This window comes from Acidiphilium acidophilum (assembly GCF_033842475.1).
In the GTDB taxonomy this organism is placed as follows: Bacteria; Pseudomonadota; Alphaproteobacteria; order Acetobacterales; family Acetobacteraceae; genus Acidiphilium; species Acidiphilium acidophilum.
Window position 1 is genome coordinate 2,388,645 of sequence record NZ_JAWXYB010000018.1, and the last position, 20,210, is coordinate 2,408,854.

Annotated in this window: 18 protein-coding genes; 9 read left to right on the forward strand and 9 right to left on the reverse strand. The window is 65.5% G+C overall.

Annotated features, from left to right (window positions below; translation table 11 throughout):
* The first annotated feature begins 2 nt into the window (after nucleotides 1-2).
* A complete protein-coding gene (locus SIL87_RS13955; protein WP_319614763.1) occupies nucleotides 3-1,559 on the forward strand; it encodes a GumC family protein in 1,557 nt (518 codons plus the stop codon).
* A 27-nt stretch (nucleotides 1,560-1,586) separates the two neighbouring features.
* Here the strand turns inward: SIL87_RS13955 and SIL87_RS13960 are convergent, their stop codons facing one another.
* From SIL87_RS13960 to SIL87_RS13975, 4 genes are all read right to left on the reverse strand, one after another.
* Nucleotides 1,587-3,572: an acetyl/propionyl/methylcrotonyl-CoA carboxylase subunit alpha gene (locus SIL87_RS13960; protein ID WP_456304830.1), complete on the reverse strand. Its 1,986-nt coding sequence runs from the start codon at nucleotides 3,570-3,572 to the stop codon at nucleotides 1,587-1,589.
* A gap of 7 nt (nucleotides 3,573-3,579) precedes the next feature.
* Nucleotides 3,580-4,368 carry an enoyl-CoA hydratase/isomerase family protein gene (locus SIL87_RS13965; protein ID WP_319614764.1) on the reverse strand — a complete coding sequence of 263 codons (789 nt, stop codon included), beginning with the start codon at nucleotides 4,366-4,368 and terminating at the stop codon, nucleotides 3,580-3,582.
* 5 nt (nucleotides 4,369-4,373) lie between these two features.
* On the reverse strand, nucleotides 4,374-5,981 hold the full coding sequence (locus SIL87_RS13970) for a carboxyl transferase domain-containing protein (RefSeq protein WP_319614765.1): 1,608 nt from the start codon (nucleotides 5,979-5,981) through the stop codon (nucleotides 4,374-4,376).
* 92 nt (nucleotides 5,982-6,073) lie between these two features.
* The gene (locus tag SIL87_RS13975; RefSeq protein WP_319614766.1) at nucleotides 6,074-7,342 is read right to left on the reverse strand and encodes an outer membrane beta-barrel protein; all 1,269 of its coding nucleotides are present in this window, start codon (nucleotides 7,340-7,342) and stop codon (nucleotides 6,074-6,076) included.
* Nucleotides 7,343-7,423: 81 nt separating this feature from the next.
* Here SIL87_RS13975 and SIL87_RS13980 point away from each other — a divergent pair, with 81 nt between their 5' ends.
* The 3 genes from SIL87_RS13980 to SIL87_RS13990 are packed head-to-tail and all read left to right on the forward strand — an operon-like array spanning nucleotide 7,424 to nucleotide 9,610.
* Complete coding sequence (locus tag SIL87_RS13980) at nucleotides 7,424-8,386, forward strand: glycosyltransferase family 2 protein (protein WP_319614767.1); 963 nt, start codon at nucleotides 7,424-7,426, stop codon at nucleotides 8,384-8,386.
* On the forward strand, nucleotides 8,386-9,378 hold the full coding sequence (locus tag SIL87_RS13985) for an acyltransferase family protein (protein WP_319614768.1): 993 nt from the start codon (nucleotides 8,386-8,388) through the stop codon (nucleotides 9,376-9,378). The genes SIL87_RS13980 and SIL87_RS13985 overlap by 1 nt, the downstream gene beginning before the upstream one ends.
* Before the next feature lie 19 nt (nucleotides 9,379-9,397).
* Complete coding sequence (locus tag SIL87_RS13990; RefSeq protein WP_319614769.1) at nucleotides 9,398-9,610, forward strand: hypothetical protein; 213 nt, start codon at nucleotides 9,398-9,400, stop codon at nucleotides 9,608-9,610.
* Here SIL87_RS13990 and SIL87_RS13995 read toward each other — a convergent pair.
* Entirely contained in the window at nucleotides 9,568-10,989 is a 1,422-nt protein-coding gene (locus SIL87_RS13995) for a hypothetical protein (protein WP_319614770.1), read from the reverse strand. The genes SIL87_RS13990 and SIL87_RS13995 overlap by 43 nt on opposite strands.
* Nucleotides 10,967-13,138, reverse strand: coding sequence for a GumC family protein (locus SIL87_RS14000; RefSeq protein ID WP_319614771.1), 2,172 nt, complete (start codon nucleotides 13,136-13,138; stop codon nucleotides 10,967-10,969). Before SIL87_RS14000 ends, SIL87_RS13995 begins: the two co-directional genes overlap by 23 nt.
* 145 nt (nucleotides 13,139-13,283) lie before the next feature.
* Here SIL87_RS14000 and SIL87_RS14005 point away from each other — a divergent pair, with 145 nt between their 5' ends.
* Nucleotides 13,284-13,862 carry a polysaccharide biosynthesis/export family protein gene (locus tag SIL87_RS14005; protein WP_319614772.1) on the forward strand — a complete coding sequence of 193 codons (579 nt, stop codon included), beginning with the start codon at nucleotides 13,284-13,286 and terminating at the stop codon, nucleotides 13,860-13,862.
* Between the two features lie 169 nt (nucleotides 13,863-14,031).
* Here SIL87_RS14005 and SIL87_RS14010 read toward each other — a convergent pair whose 3' ends face one another.
* A complete protein-coding gene (locus tag SIL87_RS14010; protein WP_319614773.1) occupies nucleotides 14,032-14,334 on the reverse strand; it encodes a DUF1244 domain-containing protein in 303 nt (100 codons plus the stop codon).
* Between the two features lie 110 nt (nucleotides 14,335-14,444).
* On the opposite strand from SIL87_RS14010, the gene pyk reads away from it, so the two are divergent.
* From pyk to SIL87_RS14030, 4 genes are all read left to right on the forward strand, one after another.
* Nucleotides 14,445-15,869: a pyruvate kinase gene (gene pyk, locus SIL87_RS14015; RefSeq protein ID WP_319614774.1), complete on the forward strand. Its 1,425-nt coding sequence runs from the start codon at nucleotides 14,445-14,447 to the stop codon at nucleotides 15,867-15,869.
* 76 nt (nucleotides 15,870-15,945) lie between these two features.
* Complete coding sequence (locus SIL87_RS14020; protein WP_319614775.1) at nucleotides 15,946-16,257, forward strand: EthD family reductase; 312 nt, start codon at nucleotides 15,946-15,948, stop codon at nucleotides 16,255-16,257.
* Between the two features lie 96 nt (nucleotides 16,258-16,353).
* Nucleotides 16,354-16,860: a hypothetical protein gene (locus SIL87_RS14025; protein ID WP_319614776.1), complete on the forward strand. Its 507-nt coding sequence runs from the start codon at nucleotides 16,354-16,356 to the stop codon at nucleotides 16,858-16,860.
* On the forward strand, nucleotides 16,857-17,624 hold the full coding sequence (locus SIL87_RS14030) for a tyrosine-protein phosphatase (RefSeq protein ID WP_319614777.1): 768 nt from the start codon (nucleotides 16,857-16,859) through the stop codon (nucleotides 17,622-17,624). Before SIL87_RS14025 ends, SIL87_RS14030 begins: the two co-directional genes overlap by 4 nt.
* Nucleotides 17,625-17,671: 47 nt before the next feature.
* On the opposite strand, the gene SIL87_RS14035 is transcribed toward SIL87_RS14030, so the two are convergent.
* Both SIL87_RS14035 and SIL87_RS14040 read right to left on the reverse strand, forming a co-directional pair.
* Nucleotides 17,672-18,760, reverse strand: a complete 1,089-nt coding sequence (locus SIL87_RS14035) for an OmpA family protein (RefSeq protein WP_319614778.1) — start codon at nucleotides 18,758-18,760, stop codon at nucleotides 17,672-17,674.
* 294 nt (nucleotides 18,761-19,054) lie between these two features.
* Nucleotides 19,055-20,146: an OmpA family protein gene (locus SIL87_RS14040; RefSeq protein WP_319614779.1), complete on the reverse strand. Its 1,092-nt coding sequence runs from the start codon at nucleotides 20,144-20,146 to the stop codon at nucleotides 19,055-19,057.
* Between the last annotated feature and the right edge of the window lie 64 nt (nucleotides 20,147-20,210).

Genomic DNA, 20,210 nt, shown 5'->3' on the forward strand with positions numbered 1-20,210 from the left:
CCATGTCGTCCACGACCCACCGCTTCACCTCCGCCGACAATCTTCACGAACTGGTCGAAACCGGGTTCATGCTGCGGCGGCGTCTGCTGAAATTCGCGTTGCTGATCTTGGCGATCGGCCTCGGTTTCGCGCTCTACGTCAAACCCAGCTACATCGCGACATCGCAGATGGTCGTGCTGCCGAGCACCGAATACACGTTCCGCCCCACCGCCGGATCGCGCTCTCTCGCCAACGAGGCCCTGTCGCTCCAGAACATGATGGATTCCGAAGTCGCGATCATCCGTTCGGCCGATCTGGCGCATCAGGTGATCGCCACGATCGGCGTCAGGACGCTCTACCCCGCCCTCGCCCGCAAGCCCGGCCTGCTCGACCGCCTGATCACCACCATTCACAATCTGGTCGTCCCCCCGAAACCATCGAGCGGCTCCGGCGCGCTCATCGAACGCGCCATCCCCGTATTCGAAAGCCATCTCGATGTCATCGCCGGGGCGGATAACGACGTGATCACCATCCGCTTTGGCAACCCCAGGCCCGAGGTCGCGCGTCAGGTCGTCGCAACCCTCCAGAAACTCTATCTCGAACGCCGCCGCGCGATCTTCACGGATCGTCAGTCCCGCGCCGTCGCCGCTGCCGTCGCCGTCCAGCGCCGCGCGCTCGCGACCGCCGAAGACAATCTCACCGCATTCCAGTCCGCCCACAACGTAACCCAGTTCCAGACCCGCGAATCCATCCTGCTCAGCCAGCAGGGCGGGATGGAACAGGACCTGATGGCAACCCGTTCGAAAGTCGCGCAGCTCTCAACCAGCCTTGCCGCGCTGCGCCGAGCCCATTCCTCGGTGCCCCGCTCGATCCCGCTCCGGCAGAGCACCAATATCGGCGAACGCACCATGGCCCTGCGTTCGAGCCTCGATGCGCTGCGGACCAAACTTGCCACCATGCTGTCCAACTACCGCCCCAGCAGCCCGGAAGCACAAGACCTCCGCGCCCAGATCGCCACCGAAACCGCCCTGCTCGCCCACGCCACCGCCAATGGCGCGCCATCCAGTCTGGAAAGCGGCCAGAACCCGGTCTTCGGCCAGATCGACCTCGATCTGATGCAGGATACGGCATCCCTGGCCGCCGCCCGCACCCGCGCCCAACAGGACAGCGCGGGCCTTGCCCATATCGGAACCCAACTGACGAGGCTCGATGCGCTCAAGGCTAAGCTCGGCAATCTTGAACGCCAGAAGGATCTCGCCGCCGCCAACTACGCCAATGCCGCCAAAACCCTCAGCGAACGGCAGCTCGTCGAACAGGTCGATGCCGAAAAACGCGCCAATGTCCGCGTCCTCTCACCGCCGGTCGTGCCCCTCAACCCCGCACCGCTGCGCAAGCTGATCATGCTGGCCGCCGTGATCCTCGCGCTGTTCGGTGCCGTTCTCATCGTCATCCTCGGCAACTTCTTCCGCAAGGGCGCCCTGTTCGGACGCGTCCTCGAAGCCGATACCGACATCCCGCTCCTTGGCATCATCCCGGAACTCGGCCTCACCCAGATGCACCAGATCAAGGTCAGCCGCTGACGAACGGAGGGCGCGGCTTGCCGCAGGTCAGGCCCTCTCCTCCGCCTCGATGGTCACGAGTTCCGCGCCATCCTCGACGAGTTCACCCACGGAACACAACACCTGCCTGACCACGCCGCCCCCCGGCGCCGTCATGCGGAACTGCACCTTCATCGCCTCGATCGTCACCAGCAGATCACCGGCCGCCACGATATCGCCGGGCGCGACCCCGATCGCCATCACCCGCCCAGGCATCGTCGTCACGACACGTCCACCCCCTGCGGCAGCCTCGCCCCGCGCTGCGAACGGATCGATCACCCGCATCGCATGACGATGCCCGTGCGCGAACACCACGATCAGATCCTCGCGCCGCAACACCGTGACCGTCACGACCTCACCGCCCACCATCACGCGCACCCGATCAGGTGCCACCGCCGTGACGTTCGCCTGATGAATGTGCCCCTCCAGATCGAACCCGAACGCGCATTCGGACCGGGGATAAACCCGCACCGAACACGCCGCCCCGTCAGCCTCCACCATCAGGTCCTGAAACGCCTCACCGTTGAGCCGCCACGCAGTGCGCACATTCCATGGCGATGCCGGATCGCCTGACACCGGCAGATCACGCAGCCAGCGATCGATCGCCGCCGCATACACCACAGCCGATGCCTGGGGCGCCGCCGCCATCAGCGCCGCCTCGTGGCGCGCAATGAACCCGGTATCGAGGTCGGCGACGGCAAAATCGGCTTCGGTGACGATCCGCCGCAGCAGCCCGATATTGTTCCGCACCCCGTCGATCTCGAACCCGGCCAGCGCCTGGGCCAGATGCCGGATCGCCCCGTCACGGTCGGTGTCCCAGGCGATCAACTTGGCGATCATCGGATCGTAATGCACCGAAACCGCATCGCCCTCCCGCACACCGGAGTCGATGCGGACATGGCGGGACGGCTCCGGCAGGCGCAGATGATGCAGCGTGCCGGTCGATGGCGCGAAGTCCCGCGCGGGGTCCTCAGCGTAAATCCGCACCTCGATCGCGTGACCCACCCGCTCGATCTCGTTCTGGGTCAGCGGCAGCGCCTCGCCCACCGCCACCCGGAACTGCCATTCCACGAGGTCAAGCCCGGTGATCATCTCGGTGACCGGATGCTCGACCTGCAGGCGCGTATTCATTTCCATGAAATGAAACTCGCCACCCTCGGCGATGAACTCCACCGTTCCCGCCCCGACGTAATCGATCGCCCGCGCCGCCGCACACGCCGCCTCGCCCATGGTCAGGCGCTGTGCCTCGCTCATCAGCGGCGCGGGCGCTTCCTCGATGATCTTCTGATGGCGGCGCTGGATCGAACAATCCCGCTCGAACAGCGAGACCACATTGCCGAACCGGTCGGCGAAGACCTGGATTTCGATATGCCGTGGCCGGGTGAGGTATTTTTCGATCAGCACATGATCGTCACCGAAGGCCGCGCGCGCCTCGCCCTTGGCCAGCGCAAGGAAAGCCGCGAAATCCGCCGGCGCCGTCACGATCCGCATCCCTTTGCCGCCGCCGCCCGCCGAGGCCTTGATCAGCACCGGATAGCCGATCACCGCAGCCTCGGCTTCGAGGCGCACCGGGTCCTGATCATCGCCGTGATACCCCGGCACCAGCGGCACACCGGCACGGGCCATCAGCGCCTTCGCCGCCGATTTCGAGCCCATCGCGCGAATCGCGGCGGCGGGCGGCCCGATGAAGATCAACCCCGCAGCCGCACAGGCTTCGGCAAAGGCCGCGTTCTCACTGAGAAACCCATAGCCGGGATGCACCGCCGTAGCCCCGCTCGCCCGTGCCGCCCCAATGATGCGCTCGATCGCCAGATAACTCTCCGCCGCAGGTGCCGGCCCGATCGCCACCGCCTGATCGGCGAGTGCGACATGGGCGGCATCGCGATCCGCCTCGGAGAACACCGCGATGCTGCGCAGTCCCATCCGCCGCGCGGTGCGGATGATCCGGCAGGCGATCTCGCCGCGATTGGCGATCAAGACAGAGTCGAACATCATGCCTCGTTCAATCGATCCGCCAGGACGGCGCGCGTTTTTCCAGAAATGCCGCCAGCCCTTCGCGCCCCTCGGGCGATGCACGATGCGCTGAAATCAACTGCGCGGTGGCACTCATCAGGCCGGTCTCGATCGGTCGGTTGGCAACATCGGCCACCAGAGTTTTCGCCGCCCGCATCGCCGAGGGTCCACCCTGTCGCAGCGCATCGATGATCCGCGCCCGTGTGGCCGCCACCGCGCCCGATGGCACGACCTCATGCACCAGACCGAGCCGCAACGCCGTCGCGGCATCGATCACCTCGCCGGTCTGAAAATACCGCCGTGCCTGCCGCGCCCCGATCGCCCGGACCACGTAGGGGCTGATCACCGCCGGGATCAGCCCCAACCGCACCTCGGAAAAACCGAACCGCGCGCCCTCCGCCGCGATCGCGATGTCGCAGCACGCGACGAGCCCGACCCCGCCGCCGAACGCCGCCCCCTGCACCAGCGCGATGGTCGGAATCTCCAACCGGTCGAGCGCCGCCATCAGCCGCGCCAGATCCTCGGCATCGGCGAGATTTTCCGCTGGCGAGTAGTCGGAACTCCGGCGCATCCAGTTCAGATCCGCACCAGCGGAAAAACTCCGCCCCCGCCCTTCCAGACACATCATCCGGATCGAGCGGTCCGCGGCGATGCGGGCGAACACCTCGTTCAACGCACCGATCATGGTATCGTCGAACGCATTGTGAATTTCCGGCCGGTCGAGCATCACGGTTGCGATACCAGCACCATCGATCGTCAGTTCCACGGGACCATTCATGAGCGTCACATCCTGAACAGGCCGAACCGCGTCGGCCGCGCCTCGGTATTCCGGCTTGCCGAAAGCCCGAGACCCAGCACCATGCGGGTATCGGCGGGATCGATGATCCCATCATCCCACAGTCTGGCACTCGCGTAATAGGGATGTCCCTGGCTCTCGTACTGCGCCGCGATCGGTGCCTTGAACACCGCCTCGTCTTCCGCGCTCCAGGCCCCGCCTTTCGCCTCGATATTGTCGCGCCGGACCTGCGCGAGCACCGAAGCCGCCTGAAAGCCGCCCATCACCGAAATCCGCGCATTCGGCCACATCCACAGGAAATGCGGATCATAGGCCCGTCCGCACATGCCGTAATTCCCCGCCCCGAACGAACCGCCGATGATCACGGTGAATTTCGGCACTGCGGCGGTCGCAACCGCCGTCACCAGTTTCGCGCCGTCCTTGGCAATCCCACCCGCCTCGTATTTCCGCCCGACCATGAAGCCCGTGATGTTCTGCAGAAACACCAGCGGAATCCCGCGCTGCGCGCATAATTCGATGAAATGCGCCCCCTTGAGCGCCGATTCCGAAAACAGCACCCCGTTATTGGCGACGATCCCGACCGGATAGCCCCAGACATGGGCGAAACCGGTCACCAGCGTGGTGCCGTAACGCTGCTTGAACTCGTCGAATTCCCCGGCATCGACGATCAGCCGGATCACCTCGCGCACATCGTATTGCGCGCGCGGATCAGCGGGCACCACGCCATAGATATCCTCGGGCTCGCCCAGGGCCGCACGCGGCGGGCGCGTCTCACCCGCCGCAACCGTCCCCGCGTTCAGCGCTGTCACGATCCGCCGCGCAATCCCGAGCGCATGGGCGTCGCTCTCGGCAAAGTGATCCGCGACACCCGAGAGCCGGGTATGCACATCCGCCCCTCCGAGATCCTCCGCCGTCACGATTTCGCCGGTCGCGGCCTTGACCAGCGGCGGTCCCCCGAGAAAAATCGTGCCCTGATCCCGCACGATGATGCTTTCATCGGCCATTGCCGGCACGTAGGCACCGCCCGCCGTGCAGGAGCCCATCACCACCGCGATCTGCGGAATTCCAGCCGCCGACATCTGCGCCTGATTATAGAAAATCCGGCCAAAATGCTCGCGATCGGGAAACACCTCGTCCTGACGAGGCAGATTGGCCCCGCCGGAATCGACGAGATAAATGCACGGCAGCCGGTTCTGCGCCGCAATCGCCTGCGCCCGCAGATGCTTCTTGACCGTGACCGGAAAATACGTCCCGCCCTTCACCGTCGCGTCATTGGCGACGATCACGCATTCCCGTCCGCTAACTCGGCCGATCCCGGTAATGATGCCGCCGGCAGGCACGTCCTCGTCATACATGCCGTGCCCGGCGAATTGCGAAAACTCCAGAAACGGCGAGGCCGGATCGAGCAGCAGCCGCACCCGGTCGCGCGGCAGCAGCTTGCCCCGGCCGACATGCCGCGCCCGCGCCGCTTCGCCGCCACCGGTGCTGATCATCGCGACATCGGCGCGCAATCGTTCGACCAACCCCCGCATCGCCGTCCGATTTTCCGTGAAATCCGCCGAACGCCGATCGATCGCCGAGCGCAACCCGCTCATGCCGTTCCCCCGTTTTGGTCGTCGCGTTATTTTATTACGCAGATACCGATGATCGGCAAGGCGACGACCGCACGATCATCGCCGCCGGAAGCCTACCGCGACCAGATCAGCAGCAGCATCACCCGCGCCTCGCGCGGCGCCGACCCCGGCAGATCGTGCCGACGCGCCACCAGCAGCGACGGCGCGATCGTCAGGCTGCGCGAGAGTTGAAGGTGCGCCGCCACGGTCGCGTCGATCTCCGTCGCCGTCCGGTTCGCCACCACACCGCTGCGCGCATCAAGGCCGAAGGTGAACAGCAGATTGCGCGCATAAGCCTCGGCAATCGCGAGCCGGGCGGTATTTACCGCCGTTCCCGGCGTCCCGAGCGTGGTGGCCAGCCCGGCATCGCGCGTCACGTCGAGTTCGAGCGAAACCAGACCATCCGGCGCCCAGCCCAACCCCGCCGATACCACCGGACTCGTCACATCCCGCACGGTTCCGGCAGCGAATGCCTGACGCACCACGCCCGCGAGCAGCCGCACCCGTGTCACCGCAGCCGGTTCGGTCTCGACCCCGGCGATCAGCGCCAGATCATCGCCATCGGCAAATCCCGCGCCCGCCACCGCATCGCGATAGCGCACCACATCGACATGTCCGGTCACCAGCCAGCGCAGCACCGCATCATCGGCGGTCTCGATCGTGGCACCGGTCGTCAACGAGGTGCGTGCGCGAAACCCCGGCGGCACCGCCCCGCCGATCACGCTCAACCCCGCCTGCGTCGCGGCAATCCGCGCCGTGACATCGAATGCCCCCACCGGGCGGCGGACCGCCAGCCGCACCGCATCGACCACCACGCCGAAGGGCGCGCTGCCGCCGCTCTGCGTCAGACCGAGCGCCGAATCCTGCGTCGCCACCCGCGCCGCCCCGAGGGTCAGGGTCTCCGGCCCGAGCGGGATCTCCATCCCGGCCCCGGCGGAGATATCGTTGGAATCAGCAGCGCCATCGTGACCATAGCGCGTCAGATCGGCCCCGGCATACATCACCAGCCCCAGCGCCGCATCGTCGAGCCGCACCGCCGGCTGGATCTGCCCGACAACCGAAGCCGCCTGCCCGGCGCCCGGCGCGCTGTCGCCCCCGATGCCCGCGCCCAGCGACGGATAGACGTCAACATCCGGCGGAAAACCCGGCAACGCGATCCCCGCGGGCAGATCGTCGCGATGCAGCCGCGAGAGCGCGGTCACGCCCGGTGCCACCGCAAACCCCGGCACGGCCAGCGGCAATGCATCCCCGATCGACTGCGCCACACCAATGCGCACCGAGCCGATCAACCCGATCAGCAGCACCAGAGACGAAATATCCCGCAAGCGATCCGATAGCGACATGATTTCAATTGCAATTCGGTTGCATTTCAGGCCATCATACACAACCTTTAATTGAATGTCGCCGGTCAACAGGATGTTGCGATGCCCGCAAGCCACCCCGATCCATCGACCAGCCCCCGGTCATCGCAGCCCCCGCGCCCCCTGCTCAGCGTGGCGATCTGCACCCATAACCGCAGCCTCGCCACAGCCCGCTGCCTCGCCGGGCTCGGTGCCCCCCGGTCCGACATCGACATTCTGATCATCGATTCCGGGTCGAACGCCACCGAGGCCGAAGCGATCGAGCGCATCAGTACCCGGTTCGGTGCGCAGCACATCCGCCTCGCGGCCATGGGGCTGAGCGCCGCCCGCAACGCCGCCCTCGCCGCATCCCACGGCACCTGGATCGCCTATCTCGACGACGATGCCACCCCCGCGCCGGACTGGGTCGAGGTCCTCACCCGCTCGATCGCGCAGGATCCCGACATCGCGGCGATGGGCGGCAGCATCCTGCCGCAATTCCAGTCCCGCCTGCCATCCTGGTGGCCGCCGTCGCTGCGCGCGGTGCTCACCATCATCGACACGGTCAAGCCCGACGACCCCGGCGCTGCCGACACCGAACCCTATGCCGCGAACATCGCCTTCCGCCGCGACATCCTCACAAGGTTCGGCGGTTTCCCGGCCTGCCTCGGCCGGCACGGCGTCCGCCTGCTGTCGAACGAGGAAACCTACATCATCCGCCGCCTGCGCCGCGCCCGCCTGAAAGTCCGGTTCAATCCGCATCTGGTGGTGCACCACGAAATCGCCCGCGAACGCCTGCAGCCCGCCTGGCTGATCGACCGTCAGTACTGGAGCGGGGTTTCCGAAGCCGTGATGCTCGGCGCGCTCGCCGAACCCCGGGCGCGCAAGGCATGGCGCATGGCGGCCCACACCATCCTGCTGGCGCCTTTGCTGTTCTGGCCAAAATCGAGCACCGCCCTTCTCACCCTGCGCTGCACCGCCGCCTTCGCCGCCGGCTTCGTCCACGGCATCCTGACCGACGCGCCGGACCGCGTTCCCTCCGCCTGATGCGACGGCTCGACATCGATCGCGCCAAAGGCCTCGCGATCATGCTCGTGGTGTTCGGCCATATCGTCGCCCGCCAGGACCCCGCCCACGTCGCCTGGTACCCGCCGCTGCGCCGTGGAATCTACGGGTTTCACATGCCGTTCTTCTTCTATCTGAGCGGCATGGTCGCCTCCCTCGCCAGTCACGTCCGGGTCCCGCCACGCGCATGGGCTGGCCTGCTGAAATCCCGCGCGCGCCGCCTCCTGCTGCCTTTCGCCGTGATGGGTCTGCTGATCATCGCGGGCAAACTCGCCGCCGCCCGGTTCATGTATGTCGACAATCCCCCCCACAGCGTGCTCGCCGGCATGATCGACCTCGTGTGGAACCCGGGGCGCAGCCCCGCTTACTCGCTATGGTACCTCGCGGTGCTCTTCGTCCTCGGCATCACCACCCCCGTCGCGGTCTGGCTCGCCCGCAACCGGCTGTGGCTGGTCCTGCTCGGGTTTGTCGCTCTCGAATGGGCCACGCCGCCATGGCATCTCTACCTCGCCGATATCTGCCGCTACGGCCTGTTCTACGTCATCGGCATCGGCGCCGGAGCCGCCGGGGCACGCTGGACCGACTGGATCGATCGCTGGCATCGCCCCCTGATGGCCGTCTTCGCCACCGGCTTCGTCCTCGTCGCCCGGTTCGGCCACGCCTGGCCGTTCGACCTCCGGTTACTCGCGCTCGGCATCATTTCGATGCCGGCCGTTCATTCTTTGGTAAGACGTCCGTGGTTATCCTCCGATCGTATCCTGGTCACGATGGGGCGATATTCACTCATGATCTACCTGTTCAACACGATCTTCATCGGCTTCACCAAAGGGGTGTTGCTGCACCTGACCTCCTGGAACGGCGATCATTTTCTCCTGTTCCTGGTCGCGATGATGACCACCGGCATGATCGGCCCGATCGTGCTGAAACGCACGGTGCTGCGCGCCATCCCCCCGCTCGACCGGATGACCGGATGATCGGGCCATGTCCGGTTTCATGTCTCGTTCCAGCGCGGTCGCGCGCTTCCTCGACCGTCTGCCGACCGATCTCGCCGGCAGTTTCTCCGATGCCCAGCTCGCCGCGATCGATCTGCATTTCGGCATGCGCTACCGCGCCCGCCACCTGATCGACTGGCGGCACCGCTTCGGCATCGCCCGCTTCAGGCTCTACGCCGTTCTCCTGATCGGGCGGGATCGCAATCCTGCCTGAACCCTCTGGGCGATCAACATCCCCACCATCACGGCCAGCCAGACGATCCGGCTCTGATAGCGGTCATGCGGTCCGGAAAGCGCGCCGGTGACCGCGGCATTGCCGATCAGCGCAAGGCCGACGATCCAGGCCAACGCAACCAGCCGGCCGCCCCGCCCGAAGGTCGCGGGCCACCACCCGGCACCGCAAAACCCTGCCACTGGAAAAGCGAGCGCCACCGCCCCGGTCAGCGCCATCCCGATCACCGCAAGCCCCTGCACCACCGACATCAGCAAGTCCGGAACCCTCAGCCTGCCATGCGCCTGCAGGCTTCCGATGAACGCGCGCACGTCGGGTCGCGCCATATCGCGCGCGATCGTCTGCCACGCCGTGGCATACCAGGGCCGCAGGCCGCTCCCGGGCGCGAACGTCATCATCTGGCGCAGAAAATCCCGCCCCGCATCCCGCGCCACCCATCCGGGCTCGGCGACCAGGGTCGCCGTAACGATCGCCTTGGTCTGCCCGATCAACCGGACCGGCCCGCCGGCGCGATACAGCGGACTGCCCGCCCGCCACAGAAACGCATCCGCAGTATGTGGAATCTCATGCCGATACGCGCACAACGCCCAATCCCGCGCCGCACAATCCCGCGCAAGCACCACACGCGCCGGCCCATCCCCAAGCAGCCGCGCCAGAATGAACGTCGCGCCATACGGCGAGGGCGATGGCCGGCCCGAAGCGATCAGATTGACCCCGATCAGCGCCGCCGTACCGATCACCACCGGCAGCAGCAACGCCCGCCACCGCACCCAGCCGCGCCGCAAAACGCGCGCCGCCAGCACGGTGAGGCACAAGCCCGCATAGATCGGCAGGTTGCTCAGATGCACCATCAGCGCCAGCGTCACGATCCCCGCCAACACCCGGATTTCGACGTTCGACAGGTCCGCTTCCAGCACCAGCAGCGCAAAGGCCAGCACCATCATCGGGGTGAAAATATCCGGCATGATCTGCGCCGCCGTCCACGGCAGCGACGTCACCAGCGACAGCCCGCCCAGCAGCACCGCCCCGGCCCCCAATCCCGCACCGGGAACCACCATCAACTGCGTCCGCCGGATCAGCCAGGATGTCGCGAGGCACTGCGCCAGAACCGGCGGCCACAGGCTGCGCCCCCAATCCAGCGCAAGAATGAAAAAGCTATAAAACGGGGGCCGGTCCCAGCCGAGATGAAACTCCATCGCCTGCGAAATATACGTGCCGGTATCCGAGAAAATCAGCGGAAAGCCGTTATGGAGCGCCGGCCACAGCATCAGCGCCGCGCCCGCCGCGATCAGTCCGGCCTCGCCGAACCCAGCAGCCGCGTCACCGCCCGCGCGGGCGTCAAGACCTGAAATAGCCGCCATAGCGTGGATGATAGAGTTCGGAATCGTCAAAACCTGCCTTTGCATGGCGCGCACCGTCCACCCGCGTCAGCACCGTACCGGCGAGCCGGATACCCGCCTGATCGAGCAGCCCGATCGCCGCCGCCACAACCCGCCGCGGCGTGTCCGACCAACGGACGCACAGCAGCGTCGCATCCGCGACCCGCGCGAGCACCTGCGCCTCGGCGAGCGCGAAGACCGGCGGCAGATCGAGAATGACCAGGTCATACCGCTGCCCCAGCGCCGTCATCAAAAGCGGCAACCGCTGCGACATGAACAGCGAAAGCGCATCGGTCGCGACCGATCCTGCCGGCATCACATCGAGTCCCAGTTCGGTCATCGCGTGAATCGCCCCATCGAGTTCGACCCGCGCGGATAAATGATCGGTCAGGCCCGGCATCCCGCCGAGGTCGAAGACCGCATCGAAACTCGGCTGGCGAATATCGCAATCGATCACCAGAATCCGCATCCCCCCCGCCGCCAGCGACACCGCGAGACTGACCGCGAGCGTGGTCTTGCCCTCCCCGGGTCGCGCGGCGGTGATCGCGAGGCTGCGCGGCCCGGTGGGATCGAGCCACAGGCTGGTCCGCAACGCCCGCATCTGCTCGCTGAACGGCGAAAACGGATGCAGCCGCGCATAATCCGCCACGCTCAGCCCACGCCGGGTCCTGCGGGTCAATTCGGGAATGAGCGCCACGCAGGGCAGGCCGAGATCGGCGCGGACATCCCCGCCGGTCCTGAACGTCGCATCGAGCGCATCCGCCGCCAGAGCCGCCACGCCCCCGAGGCAGAGCCCGAGCAGCACCGCCCCCGCCACGATCAGCACGCTATGAGGCGCGCTCGGGCTTCCGGGCGGGGTGGCCGGTGAAATCACCCGCGCATCCGGCCGGGTCAGCACACTCTGGCTTTCCAGCGTGCCGATCTGTTCGGTCTGCGCGCGCAGCAGGCTGCGTTCGGCGCTGCGCTGCTCTTCAAGGCTCGCGAGCGGCGCGGCACGGATCGATTCCGTCGCGGTCCGATGGCGCAGCGCGGCCAGAGCGGATTCCAGCGTCGCGACCCGCGCCTCATCGGCCCGCACCGCGAGGCGGGACGCCGTCATCTGCCGGGCGGTCGCCGCCGCGATCTGCCCCCGCAAAGCCGCCAGCGCATCCCGCGCCGCGCGCACCGCCGGATAATTCGGCCCCTCGGTGCCCGACAATGACGCGAGTTGTGACGCAAGTTCCGCCGCCCGCGCGCGCATCGGCGCAACATTCGCCGCAATCGCCGCCTGCGCCGCCGCTGCCGGCATGCCGCCCTTGCCACGTTCCATCGCGGCGCGCGCCGTCGCCAGATCGGTCTCGGCGACCGCCAGGCTGTCGGTCAGTTGCCCCGCCTCCTGATCGGTCAGCGGCGCGGCACCGCTGCCATGCTCGGTGCCCGCCCGCGCCCGCGCCCGCGCGATTTCGACATCGAGCACCTCGACCGACCGTGCCGTCGCCGCCGCCCGCCGGGTCAACCAGGCCTGCGCATGATCGAGCACGGCCAGATTGGCGTCACGCTGCCGCGCGAGATAGACCCGCATCGCCGCATTGGCCGCCGCCGCCGAAAGCGCCGGACTGCGGCTGTCAAAACTGACATCGAGCAGTTGCGACCCGTCCGGCACGCTCACCCGCAGCGATGCCCGCACCCGCTCGATCAGATCCCGCCGCGTGAGCGGCTTCGGATGCCACGCCGGCAGGCCGAACAACCGTCCGAACCATCGCCGCCACAGCGGTGCCCGCCCCGCCTGCGGGTTGAACACCGGATCACCCCGAAAATCGACCAACCCGACCATCTGATCGATCGCCGGCAGGCTGCGCACCACCTCGCTCTGGCTCGCCATCAGCGAATCGGTGACCTGGCTGGTCTCCAGCACGCCACGGAGCAATTTCGGATTGAAATCGACCGGGGCGTACAACAGCGTACCGGTCGCGGTATAAACCGGTGCCACGCGCGACAACGCCAATCCCGTCAACAGCGGCAGCCCGATCGCCACACTGCACGCCAGCCGCCAATGGCGGCGCACCGCCCGCAACGGCACCAACGGGTCGGCACGCTCGGCCCTCCCCGCCGATAACGCCAGCCCATGCATGCGCGGGACCGCTTCGGACATTCAGATCGGGCGCGAATTCGGATCGGGCATTGGTTGACCTCCGCATAATATGCGATGCACGCAGTGGCTCGATTATTCTGTCATTTCGCCCAAGAGTCAATCTAAAGTTGTGTGTCACCGCAATCGCCCGAGGGTTGAGTTCACCATGCCATCCCAGCCGCGACGCCGCCTTCTGCTCCGCGCCACCTCCCTGGTCGGCATCGCCGCCATCGCGGGCTGTGCCGACGGTGCCGACCTGCCGCCTTTGCCGCCCGGTGCCACGCATTCCTACCGGCTCGGCACCGGCGACGATATCAGGGTCATCGTGTTCGATCAGAAACAACTGAGCGCCGATTATCGGATCGGCGATTCCGGCACGATCGACCTTCCGCTGCTCGGCCCGGTCACCGCAGCCGGTCACACCACCAGCGGCGTCGCCCATGCCATCACGGCAGGCCTGATCCGGCGCGGTTTCCTGCGCGACCCGAAAGTCGCGGTCGAGGTAAAATCCTACCGGCCCTTCTCGATCCTCGGCGAAGTCAACAAACCCGGCCAATACCCGTTCCAGCCCGGCATGACCGTGCTCACCGCCGTCTCGATCGCCGGCGGCTTCACCTACCGCGCCATCGAGTCACGCTTCGGCGTCATCCGGGTCAGTCATGGAGTCTCGCGCGAATACCGCGCGTCACCGACCACGCTGATCGCGCCGGGCGATGTGGTCAAGGTGATGGAGCGGCATTTTTAGGGTCAGTTCAAGTTTAGGATAAGACTTCTTTTTGTGAACAAAAAGAAGCAAAAAAACTTTATTAATCTTGGCCGATATCGTTAAAAGCGCCCGTGCCTCAACTCATAGAAGTTTTTTGCTTCTTTTTTACAAAAAAGAAGCCCTTTCTCCCCTTTCCTTATCTTACCTTTCAGGAATGGCCACCCTTGGCAAACGCCTCCTGCTGCGCGGGCGATGCCGCCTTCTGATGCAGGGCCTGCCACTCCTTGTAGGGCATCCCATACACGATTTCGCGGGCCTCCGGGTCGGACATCGCCACGCCCTGCGCGTCGGCGGCTTCGCGATACCAGCGCGAAAGGCAATTGCGGCAAAATCCCGCCAAATTCATCAGATCGATGTTCTGCACGTCGCTCCGCTCGCGCAGATGCGCGACCAAAGTGCGGAATGCCGCCGCTTCGAGTTCGGTGCGCTGCGCGTCATTTATCTCTGTCATGTCGTTTGCGTCCACTTCCTCTCCGGCGCGACCACGCAGCCGCGCCGCACTTGTTTGCGATGCCGGATTGTAGCACGACGCCCCCGCACACGCGATCAAAGGATACGGACATGGCCTCTCGGCTCAGGCGTCACCGGCGCACCAAGATCATCGCCACTCTCGGTCCGGCAAGCGCCACCCCGGACATGCTGGCACAATTGTTCGAGGCGGGGGCCGACGTGTTCCGCCTCAATTTCAGCCACGGCACGCATGAGGATCACCTCAGCCGTATCGAGATGATCCGCGCCCTGGAACGCAAGTTCGATCGCCCGATCGGCATTCTGGCCGACATTCAGGGACCGAAGCTGCGGGTCGGCCAGTTTCGCGGCGGCCGCATCCAGTTGCAGACCGGCGCCGAATTCCAGCTCGACCTCAATCCCGCCCCCGGCGACACCCGCCGCGTCAACCTGCCGCACCCCGAGATCATCGAAGCCGCCAGCATCGGCGCCACACTCCTGCTCGACGACGGCAAACTCCGTCTGCGGGTCCTGCGCAAGCGCGACGATCATTTGCTGACCGAAATCGTCAACGGCGGCCCGCTCTCGGACCGCAAGGGCGTCAACGTGCCGGACGTCGTCCTGCCGATCCCCGCCCTGACCAGAAAAGACCGGATCGATCTCGCCTTCGCCCTCGAACACGGGGTCGAATACATCGGCCTGTCCTTCGTCCAGCGCGCCGAAGACGTGCTCGAAGCAAGGGAAATCGCCGCCGGCCGCGCCCTGATCATGACCAAGATGGAAAAACCCCAGGCGCTCGACAATCTCGACGCGATCATGGACGCTTCCGACGCCGTCATGGTCGCCCGTGGCGACCTCGGCGTCGAACTCCCGCCCGAGGAAGTGCCGATCGCCCAGAAGCGCATCATCCGCGCCGCCCAGTCGCGCGGCCTGCCCGTCGTGGTCGCAACCCAGATGCTCGAAAGCATGATCTCGGCACCCGCCCCCACGCGTGCCGAAGCTTCCGACGTCGCAACGGCAGTGTTCGACGGCGCGGATGCCGTGATGCTCTCCGCCGAAAGCGCCGCCGGCCAATACCCCCGCGAGGCGGTCAACATGATGGACCGCATCATCGCCCGGGTCGAACGCGACGAGGACTGGCGGCGCGGCATCGATGCCAAACGCCCCGCCCCCGAGGCGTCATCCGCCGATGCCATCGCCCAGGCCGCCGATCAGGTCGCCCGCACCATCGGCGCCAGCGCGATCGTCGCCTTCACCAATTCCGGTGCCAGCGCGTTGCGGGTCGCCCGCGAGCGCCCGAACTGCCCGGTGATCGGCCTGACCCCCTCGATCGACACCGCCCGGCGCATGGCGGTGGTCTGGGGTGTCCATGCCCTGGTCACCGACGAGGTGTTCTCGATGAGCGAAGCGGTCAACCTCTCGGCAAAACTCGCGCGCCAGGAAGGTTTCGTGCAGGCGGGCGAGGAAATCGTGGTCGTCGCCGGCGTGCCGTTCGGCCAGAGCGGCTCGACCAACGCGCTGCGGGTGGCAAAAGTATAGGGCGCCGCCAGCGCGCTGCTTGCATGAGCGTGTCGGCAGCGCCACAATGGCGCACCAATAAATTGAGGACACGCCAATGATCGCCATCTCGGTCCTGTACCCGAAAACCGCGACGTCGAAATTCGATACCGCGTATTATCACGACAGCCACATGAAGCTGGTCGATGCCCGATGGAGCCATATGGGGCTGCACGGCAGCCGGGTGATGCACGGCGTCCCCGGCCCGGACGGCGGCGCGCCGACCTATGCCGTCATCACCATCCTCGAATTCGAAAGCATGGTCGCCTTCGGCAAGGCCGCCGAGGCCCATGGCGCGGAAATCATGGGCGATATCGCCAATTTCACCGATGTCAGCCCGATCCTGCAATTCAACGAGATCGCGGTCTGAAGCCAATATTTTACTTTACTTCTAGGCAGTTCCCCGACTATGTGAAGACGCTCGGGCGCCAGCCCGGGCGTCGGTCCCTGTTTCTGAGGATGTTCCATGCGCCGCACCGCCAGCCGCTTCGCTTTCGGATTGATCGCCACCATGTTCGCCGCCGGCAATGCCATGGCCTGCATGGTGCCGACGACGCAGCAGGCACTCGACGTGATCGGGTTGAAAAGCACCCTGATGGTCAGCGCCCTCACCTGCGACCAGCGCAGCGACTACGACACGTTCATGAAGCGGTTCCAGCCGCACATCCTCGCCGAACAGCACGATGTGGATGCCTATTTCCGCCAGGAACATGGGCGGTTGTTCCAAAGATATGAAGACACCTACATCACCAGCCTCGCCAACGTGCAGTCTTCGGCCGGCATCCACGAAGGCACCGATTTCTGCAACCAGAGCAAAGTCCTGTTCGGCAAGGTCCTCACCTTGAACACCGAACATGAACTCGACGATTTCGCCCGTCGCGCTCCGGCAGTGCAACCCATCGTGGTGGTCGCTTGCGGTATCGTGGAAAGCAGCGCCTTCCGCCGCATGGAGCGCCTCGCGCCCAAGCCGTGACGAGCCTTGCCGGCGCGCCTAATTTTCGCGCCGTCGCCCCTCTGCCCACCCGTGATGGCCGCCATTTGCGACCCGATACGCTGTACCGGTCAGGTGTTCTTGCCCACCTGACCGAAGCGGACCTCGCTGTCGTCGAAACCCTCAGCGTCAAGCTGATCTGCGACCTGCGCAGCAGCGCGGAGCGCCACCGCTTTCCGAGCCGATGGCCCAGTCTCGCCCCCGCCCGTACCATCGTGATGCCCGGCACGACCGACCGCGAAGCCGGCATGCAACCCCTGATCGACCGCCTCGCCCGCGAGCCGGGTCCCGAAGGGGCGTATCGCGCGATGCTCGACCTCTATGCGGCGTTGCCGCGGCTCGTTGCCCCCGTGTTGAGCGACACCACCGAAGCGATCATCAGCGGCTGGGGCATTCCCCTTCTGGTCCATTGTCACGTCGGAAAAGATCGTACCGGCGTCACCGTCGCCCTCCTGCTCGCCGCACTCGGCATCGAGCGCGATGCGATCATCGCGGATTATCTCGAAACTGCAAACCGGATCGATATCGAAGCCGAGACGAAACACGTCGCCCGGACTCTCGGCAACCTGCTCGGTCGCGCCATCGACCCGGGAACGCTCGACTGTCTCGGCCGGGCCGACCCGGCCTATATCGAGACCATGTTCACCGCGATCGACCGGCAATGGGGTGGCGTCATTGCCTATTTCGAAGCGCTCGGCCTCACTGCGAGCGGTCGCGAACGTCTCCAGGCCCGGTTGCTGGCATAAAAAAACCCCGGCCGAAGCCGGGGCTTTTCAGAGCCATGATACCGAAATCAGTGAAGAATGATTTCCACGCGGCGGTTCTGCGGCTCGCGCACACCCGGGCCGGTCGGAACCAGCAGATGGGTCTCGCCGAAGCCCTTGATCACGATGTCGCTCTTCGGCACGCCGTCGGTCACCAGCTGGGCGGCGACGTTGTCGGCACGGCGATAGGAGAGCTTCATGTTGTAGCCCGGGCTGCCCGACGTATCGGTGTAGCCGTTCACGTTCAGGCTGGTCACATGGGTCGTCTGCGAAGCCTGCGCGGCCTCGGCAACGATCTGCGTGGCGCGCGGCGTCAGATCGGCCTTGTTCCAGTTGAAGAACACCAGATAGGTCCGGGCCGGCGCAGGCGCCGGAGCGGCAACTGGGGTCGGTGCCGGAGCCGGCGCTGCGGGCGGCATCGGCGGGAACAGCTCGTAGCTCAAGCCCACCAGAACCATATTGTTGGAATCGCGGCCAACCTTGAAGGTCGCGGGATGGCCATCCTCGATCGCCTTGTAATGCTGCGTGCCGATGGTCGACATGTAGCGATATTGCACCTGCGCCGCGAGCCCAGGCGCGCCCGGGATCGGAAACGACATGCCGACGATGCCCTGATAGGCGAATGAGCCCGGTGTTCCGTTAATGTAGCTGCCGGTGCCGGGGATCTCGACATTGCGCCAGTCGAGGAACTGATACCCGACGCCCGCGCCGATGAACGGGTAAAGGTAAGGAATACCGATGTCGAAATCGTACAGCCCGTTGACCATCGCGCCGAACTTCTTCTCGTTGCCGCTGGCGACGAACTGGTTGGGGCCGACATCGAGCTTCTTGACTTGGTTATTAAAGTAATCGCCTTCGAGTTCAACCCGGAAACCATTTCCGAACCCGTAGCCGATCGAGGCCTCGCCGGTAAATCCGTTGCTGAACAAGGCCTTGCCACCGAGATTGGTGCTGACACCATTGATCGCGTAGCTTTCGACCTTGCGGCTGTTCATCACGTTGTAGCCGAGCCCGGCGCTCACATAGGGGCCGGTCACCGGCTGCGCCTTCGCAGCGATGGGCAACAGCGCAGGGGCTGCAATAAAGCTTGCAACCAGAAGTGTTGAGCGGATTTTCATCTGTTGTCTCCTCGTGCGCCCGGACCCGTGTTGAGAAATTCGAACCGGATTAACCAAACGATGAGGCCTATGTAGCATCGCTAACCGGCCCGGTGCAGGGCAGATCGCCCTCGGCGCGGCCGATATGGCTTGATTTCAGGCCCATGTTGCGCCAGCGCCACATATTACGAATCCAATGTGGCTTTTATGACAAAGCCATGACGCAACAAAAACCCCCGGCCTGAGCCGGGGGTTTTCAGAGGCTTCATGCAACGCGGCGCTTGCGCTCCGCGTCAGATCGAAGACACGCCGAAATCAGTGAAGAATGATTTCCACGCGGCGGTTCTGCGGCTCGCGCACACCCGGGCCGGTCGGAACCAGCAGATGGGTCTCGCCGAAGCCCTTGATCACGATGTCGCTCTTCGGCACGCCGTCGGTCACCAGCTGGGCGGCAACGTTGTCGGCACGGCGATAGGAGAGCTTCATGTTGTAGCCCGGGCTGCCCGACGTGTCGGTGTAGCCGTTCACATTCAGGCTGGTCACATGGGTCGTCTGCGAAGCCTGCGCGGCCTCGGCAACGATCTGCGTGGCACGCGGCGTCAGATCAGCCTTGTTCCAGTTGAAGAACACCAGATAGGTCCGGGCCGGCGCAGGAGCGGGAGCGGCAACCGGGGTCGGTGCCGGAGCAGGCGGCGGCGGCGGCGCGGGCGGGAACAGCTCGTAACGTGCGCCAAGCAGAATCTCGTGATTCCCCGAATGACCGACATTCACGACAGTCCCATAATCGTTATACTTACGATCATGCGTCAGTTCAGTGTACTGATACTGCGCGGTCAGCGCGAGACCCGGAACTTCAGGAACGTTATAGGCAACACCGGCCCCGACATCGAACGCAAAGCTGCCATAGGTACCGCCGATCTGGTCGTCCGGACCCGGCGGCAGGCTGACATGCTGGAACTTCTGCCACATGTAACCGACACCGCCACCGACGAACGGAACGAAGTTGGTGCCGGTCGGAATGTCGTAATACCCGTTCAGCAACATGCCATAGGTGTTCACGCCACCATGCACACGCGTGCCGCCGTAAATCGCGCTATCGGCCTTGCGGGTGCTGTTGCGGAAATAATTACCATCGAGCTCGACCCGGAAGCCATTTCCGAACCCGTAGCCGACGCCGACCTGACCAGCCACATCTGGGCGGAACACCAGGCTGCCGTTGTTACCGGTGAATGCGGGTGCCACCGAATATTTCTGGCTCTGCATGATGCTGGTGCCGAGGCCCAGATCAACATACGGGCCGGTCACGGGCGCCGGGCCACCGGTCGCCATCTGCGCATGCGCCAACGGCGCTGCCGCAACGATCGCAGCGCCACAGGTCGCCGCGAAAAGTATTGAGCGATATTTCATAAAGCCTCCATTCGTTAACGTCGTTCAGCCATAACTGGGAACACAAAGCGCTGGTTACAACAAA

Excerpts from the sequence above, each read along its gene's own strand:
- SIL87_RS14035 (WP_319614778.1), bottom strand. The coding sequence starts at position 18,760 with ATGAAAATCCGCTCAACACTTCTGGTTGCAAGCTTTATTGCAGCCCCT.
- SIL87_RS13960 (WP_456304830.1), bottom strand. The coding sequence starts at position 3,572 with ATGATGTTCGACTCTGTCTTGATCGCCAATCGCGGCGAGATCGCCTGC.
- SIL87_RS13955 (WP_319614763.1), top strand. The coding sequence starts at position 3 with ATGTCGTCCACGACCCACCGCTTCACCTCCGCCGACAATCTTCACGAA.
- SIL87_RS14005 (WP_319614772.1), top strand. The coding sequence starts at position 13,284 with ATGCCATCCCAGCCGCGACGCCGCCTTCTGCTCCGCGCCACCTCCCTG.
- SIL87_RS13985 (WP_319614768.1), top strand. The coding sequence starts at position 8,386 with ATGCGACGGCTCGACATCGATCGCGCCAAAGGCCTCGCGATCATGCTC.
- SIL87_RS14010 (WP_319614773.1), bottom strand. The coding sequence starts at position 14,334 with ATGACAGAGATAAATGACGCGCAGCGCACCGAACTCGAAGCGGCGGCA.
- SIL87_RS13980 (WP_319614767.1), top strand. The coding sequence starts at position 7,424 with ATGCCCGCAAGCCACCCCGATCCATCGACCAGCCCCCGGTCATCGCAG.
- SIL87_RS13975 (WP_319614766.1), bottom strand. The coding sequence starts at position 7,342 with ATGTCGCTATCGGATCGCTTGCGGGATATTTCGTCTCTGGTGCTGCTG.
- pyk (WP_319614774.1), top strand. The coding sequence starts at position 14,445 with ATGGCCTCTCGGCTCAGGCGTCACCGGCGCACCAAGATCATCGCCACT.
- SIL87_RS14000 (WP_319614771.1), bottom strand. The coding sequence starts at position 13,138 with ATGTCCGAAGCGGTCCCGCGCATGCATGGGCTGGCGTTATCGGCGGGG.
- SIL87_RS14040 (WP_319614779.1), bottom strand. The coding sequence starts at position 20,146 with ATGAAATATCGCTCAATACTTTTCGCGGCGACCTGTGGCGCTGCGATC.
- SIL87_RS13995 (WP_319614770.1), bottom strand. The coding sequence starts at position 10,989 with ATGGCGGCTATTTCAGGTCTTGACGCCCGCGCGGGCGGTGACGCGGCT.
- SIL87_RS13990 (WP_319614769.1), top strand. The coding sequence starts at position 9,398 with ATGTCTCGTTCCAGCGCGGTCGCGCGCTTCCTCGACCGTCTGCCGACC.
- SIL87_RS14020 (WP_319614775.1), top strand. The coding sequence starts at position 15,946 with ATGATCGCCATCTCGGTCCTGTACCCGAAAACCGCGACGTCGAAATTC.
- SIL87_RS14025 (WP_319614776.1), top strand. The coding sequence starts at position 16,354 with ATGCGCCGCACCGCCAGCCGCTTCGCTTTCGGATTGATCGCCACCATG.
- SIL87_RS13970 (WP_319614765.1), bottom strand. The coding sequence starts at position 5,981 with ATGAGCGGGTTGCGCTCGGCGATCGATCGGCGTTCGGCGGATTTCACG.
- SIL87_RS13965 (WP_319614764.1), bottom strand. The coding sequence starts at position 4,368 with ATGAATGGTCCCGTGGAACTGACGATCGATGGTGCTGGTATCGCAACC.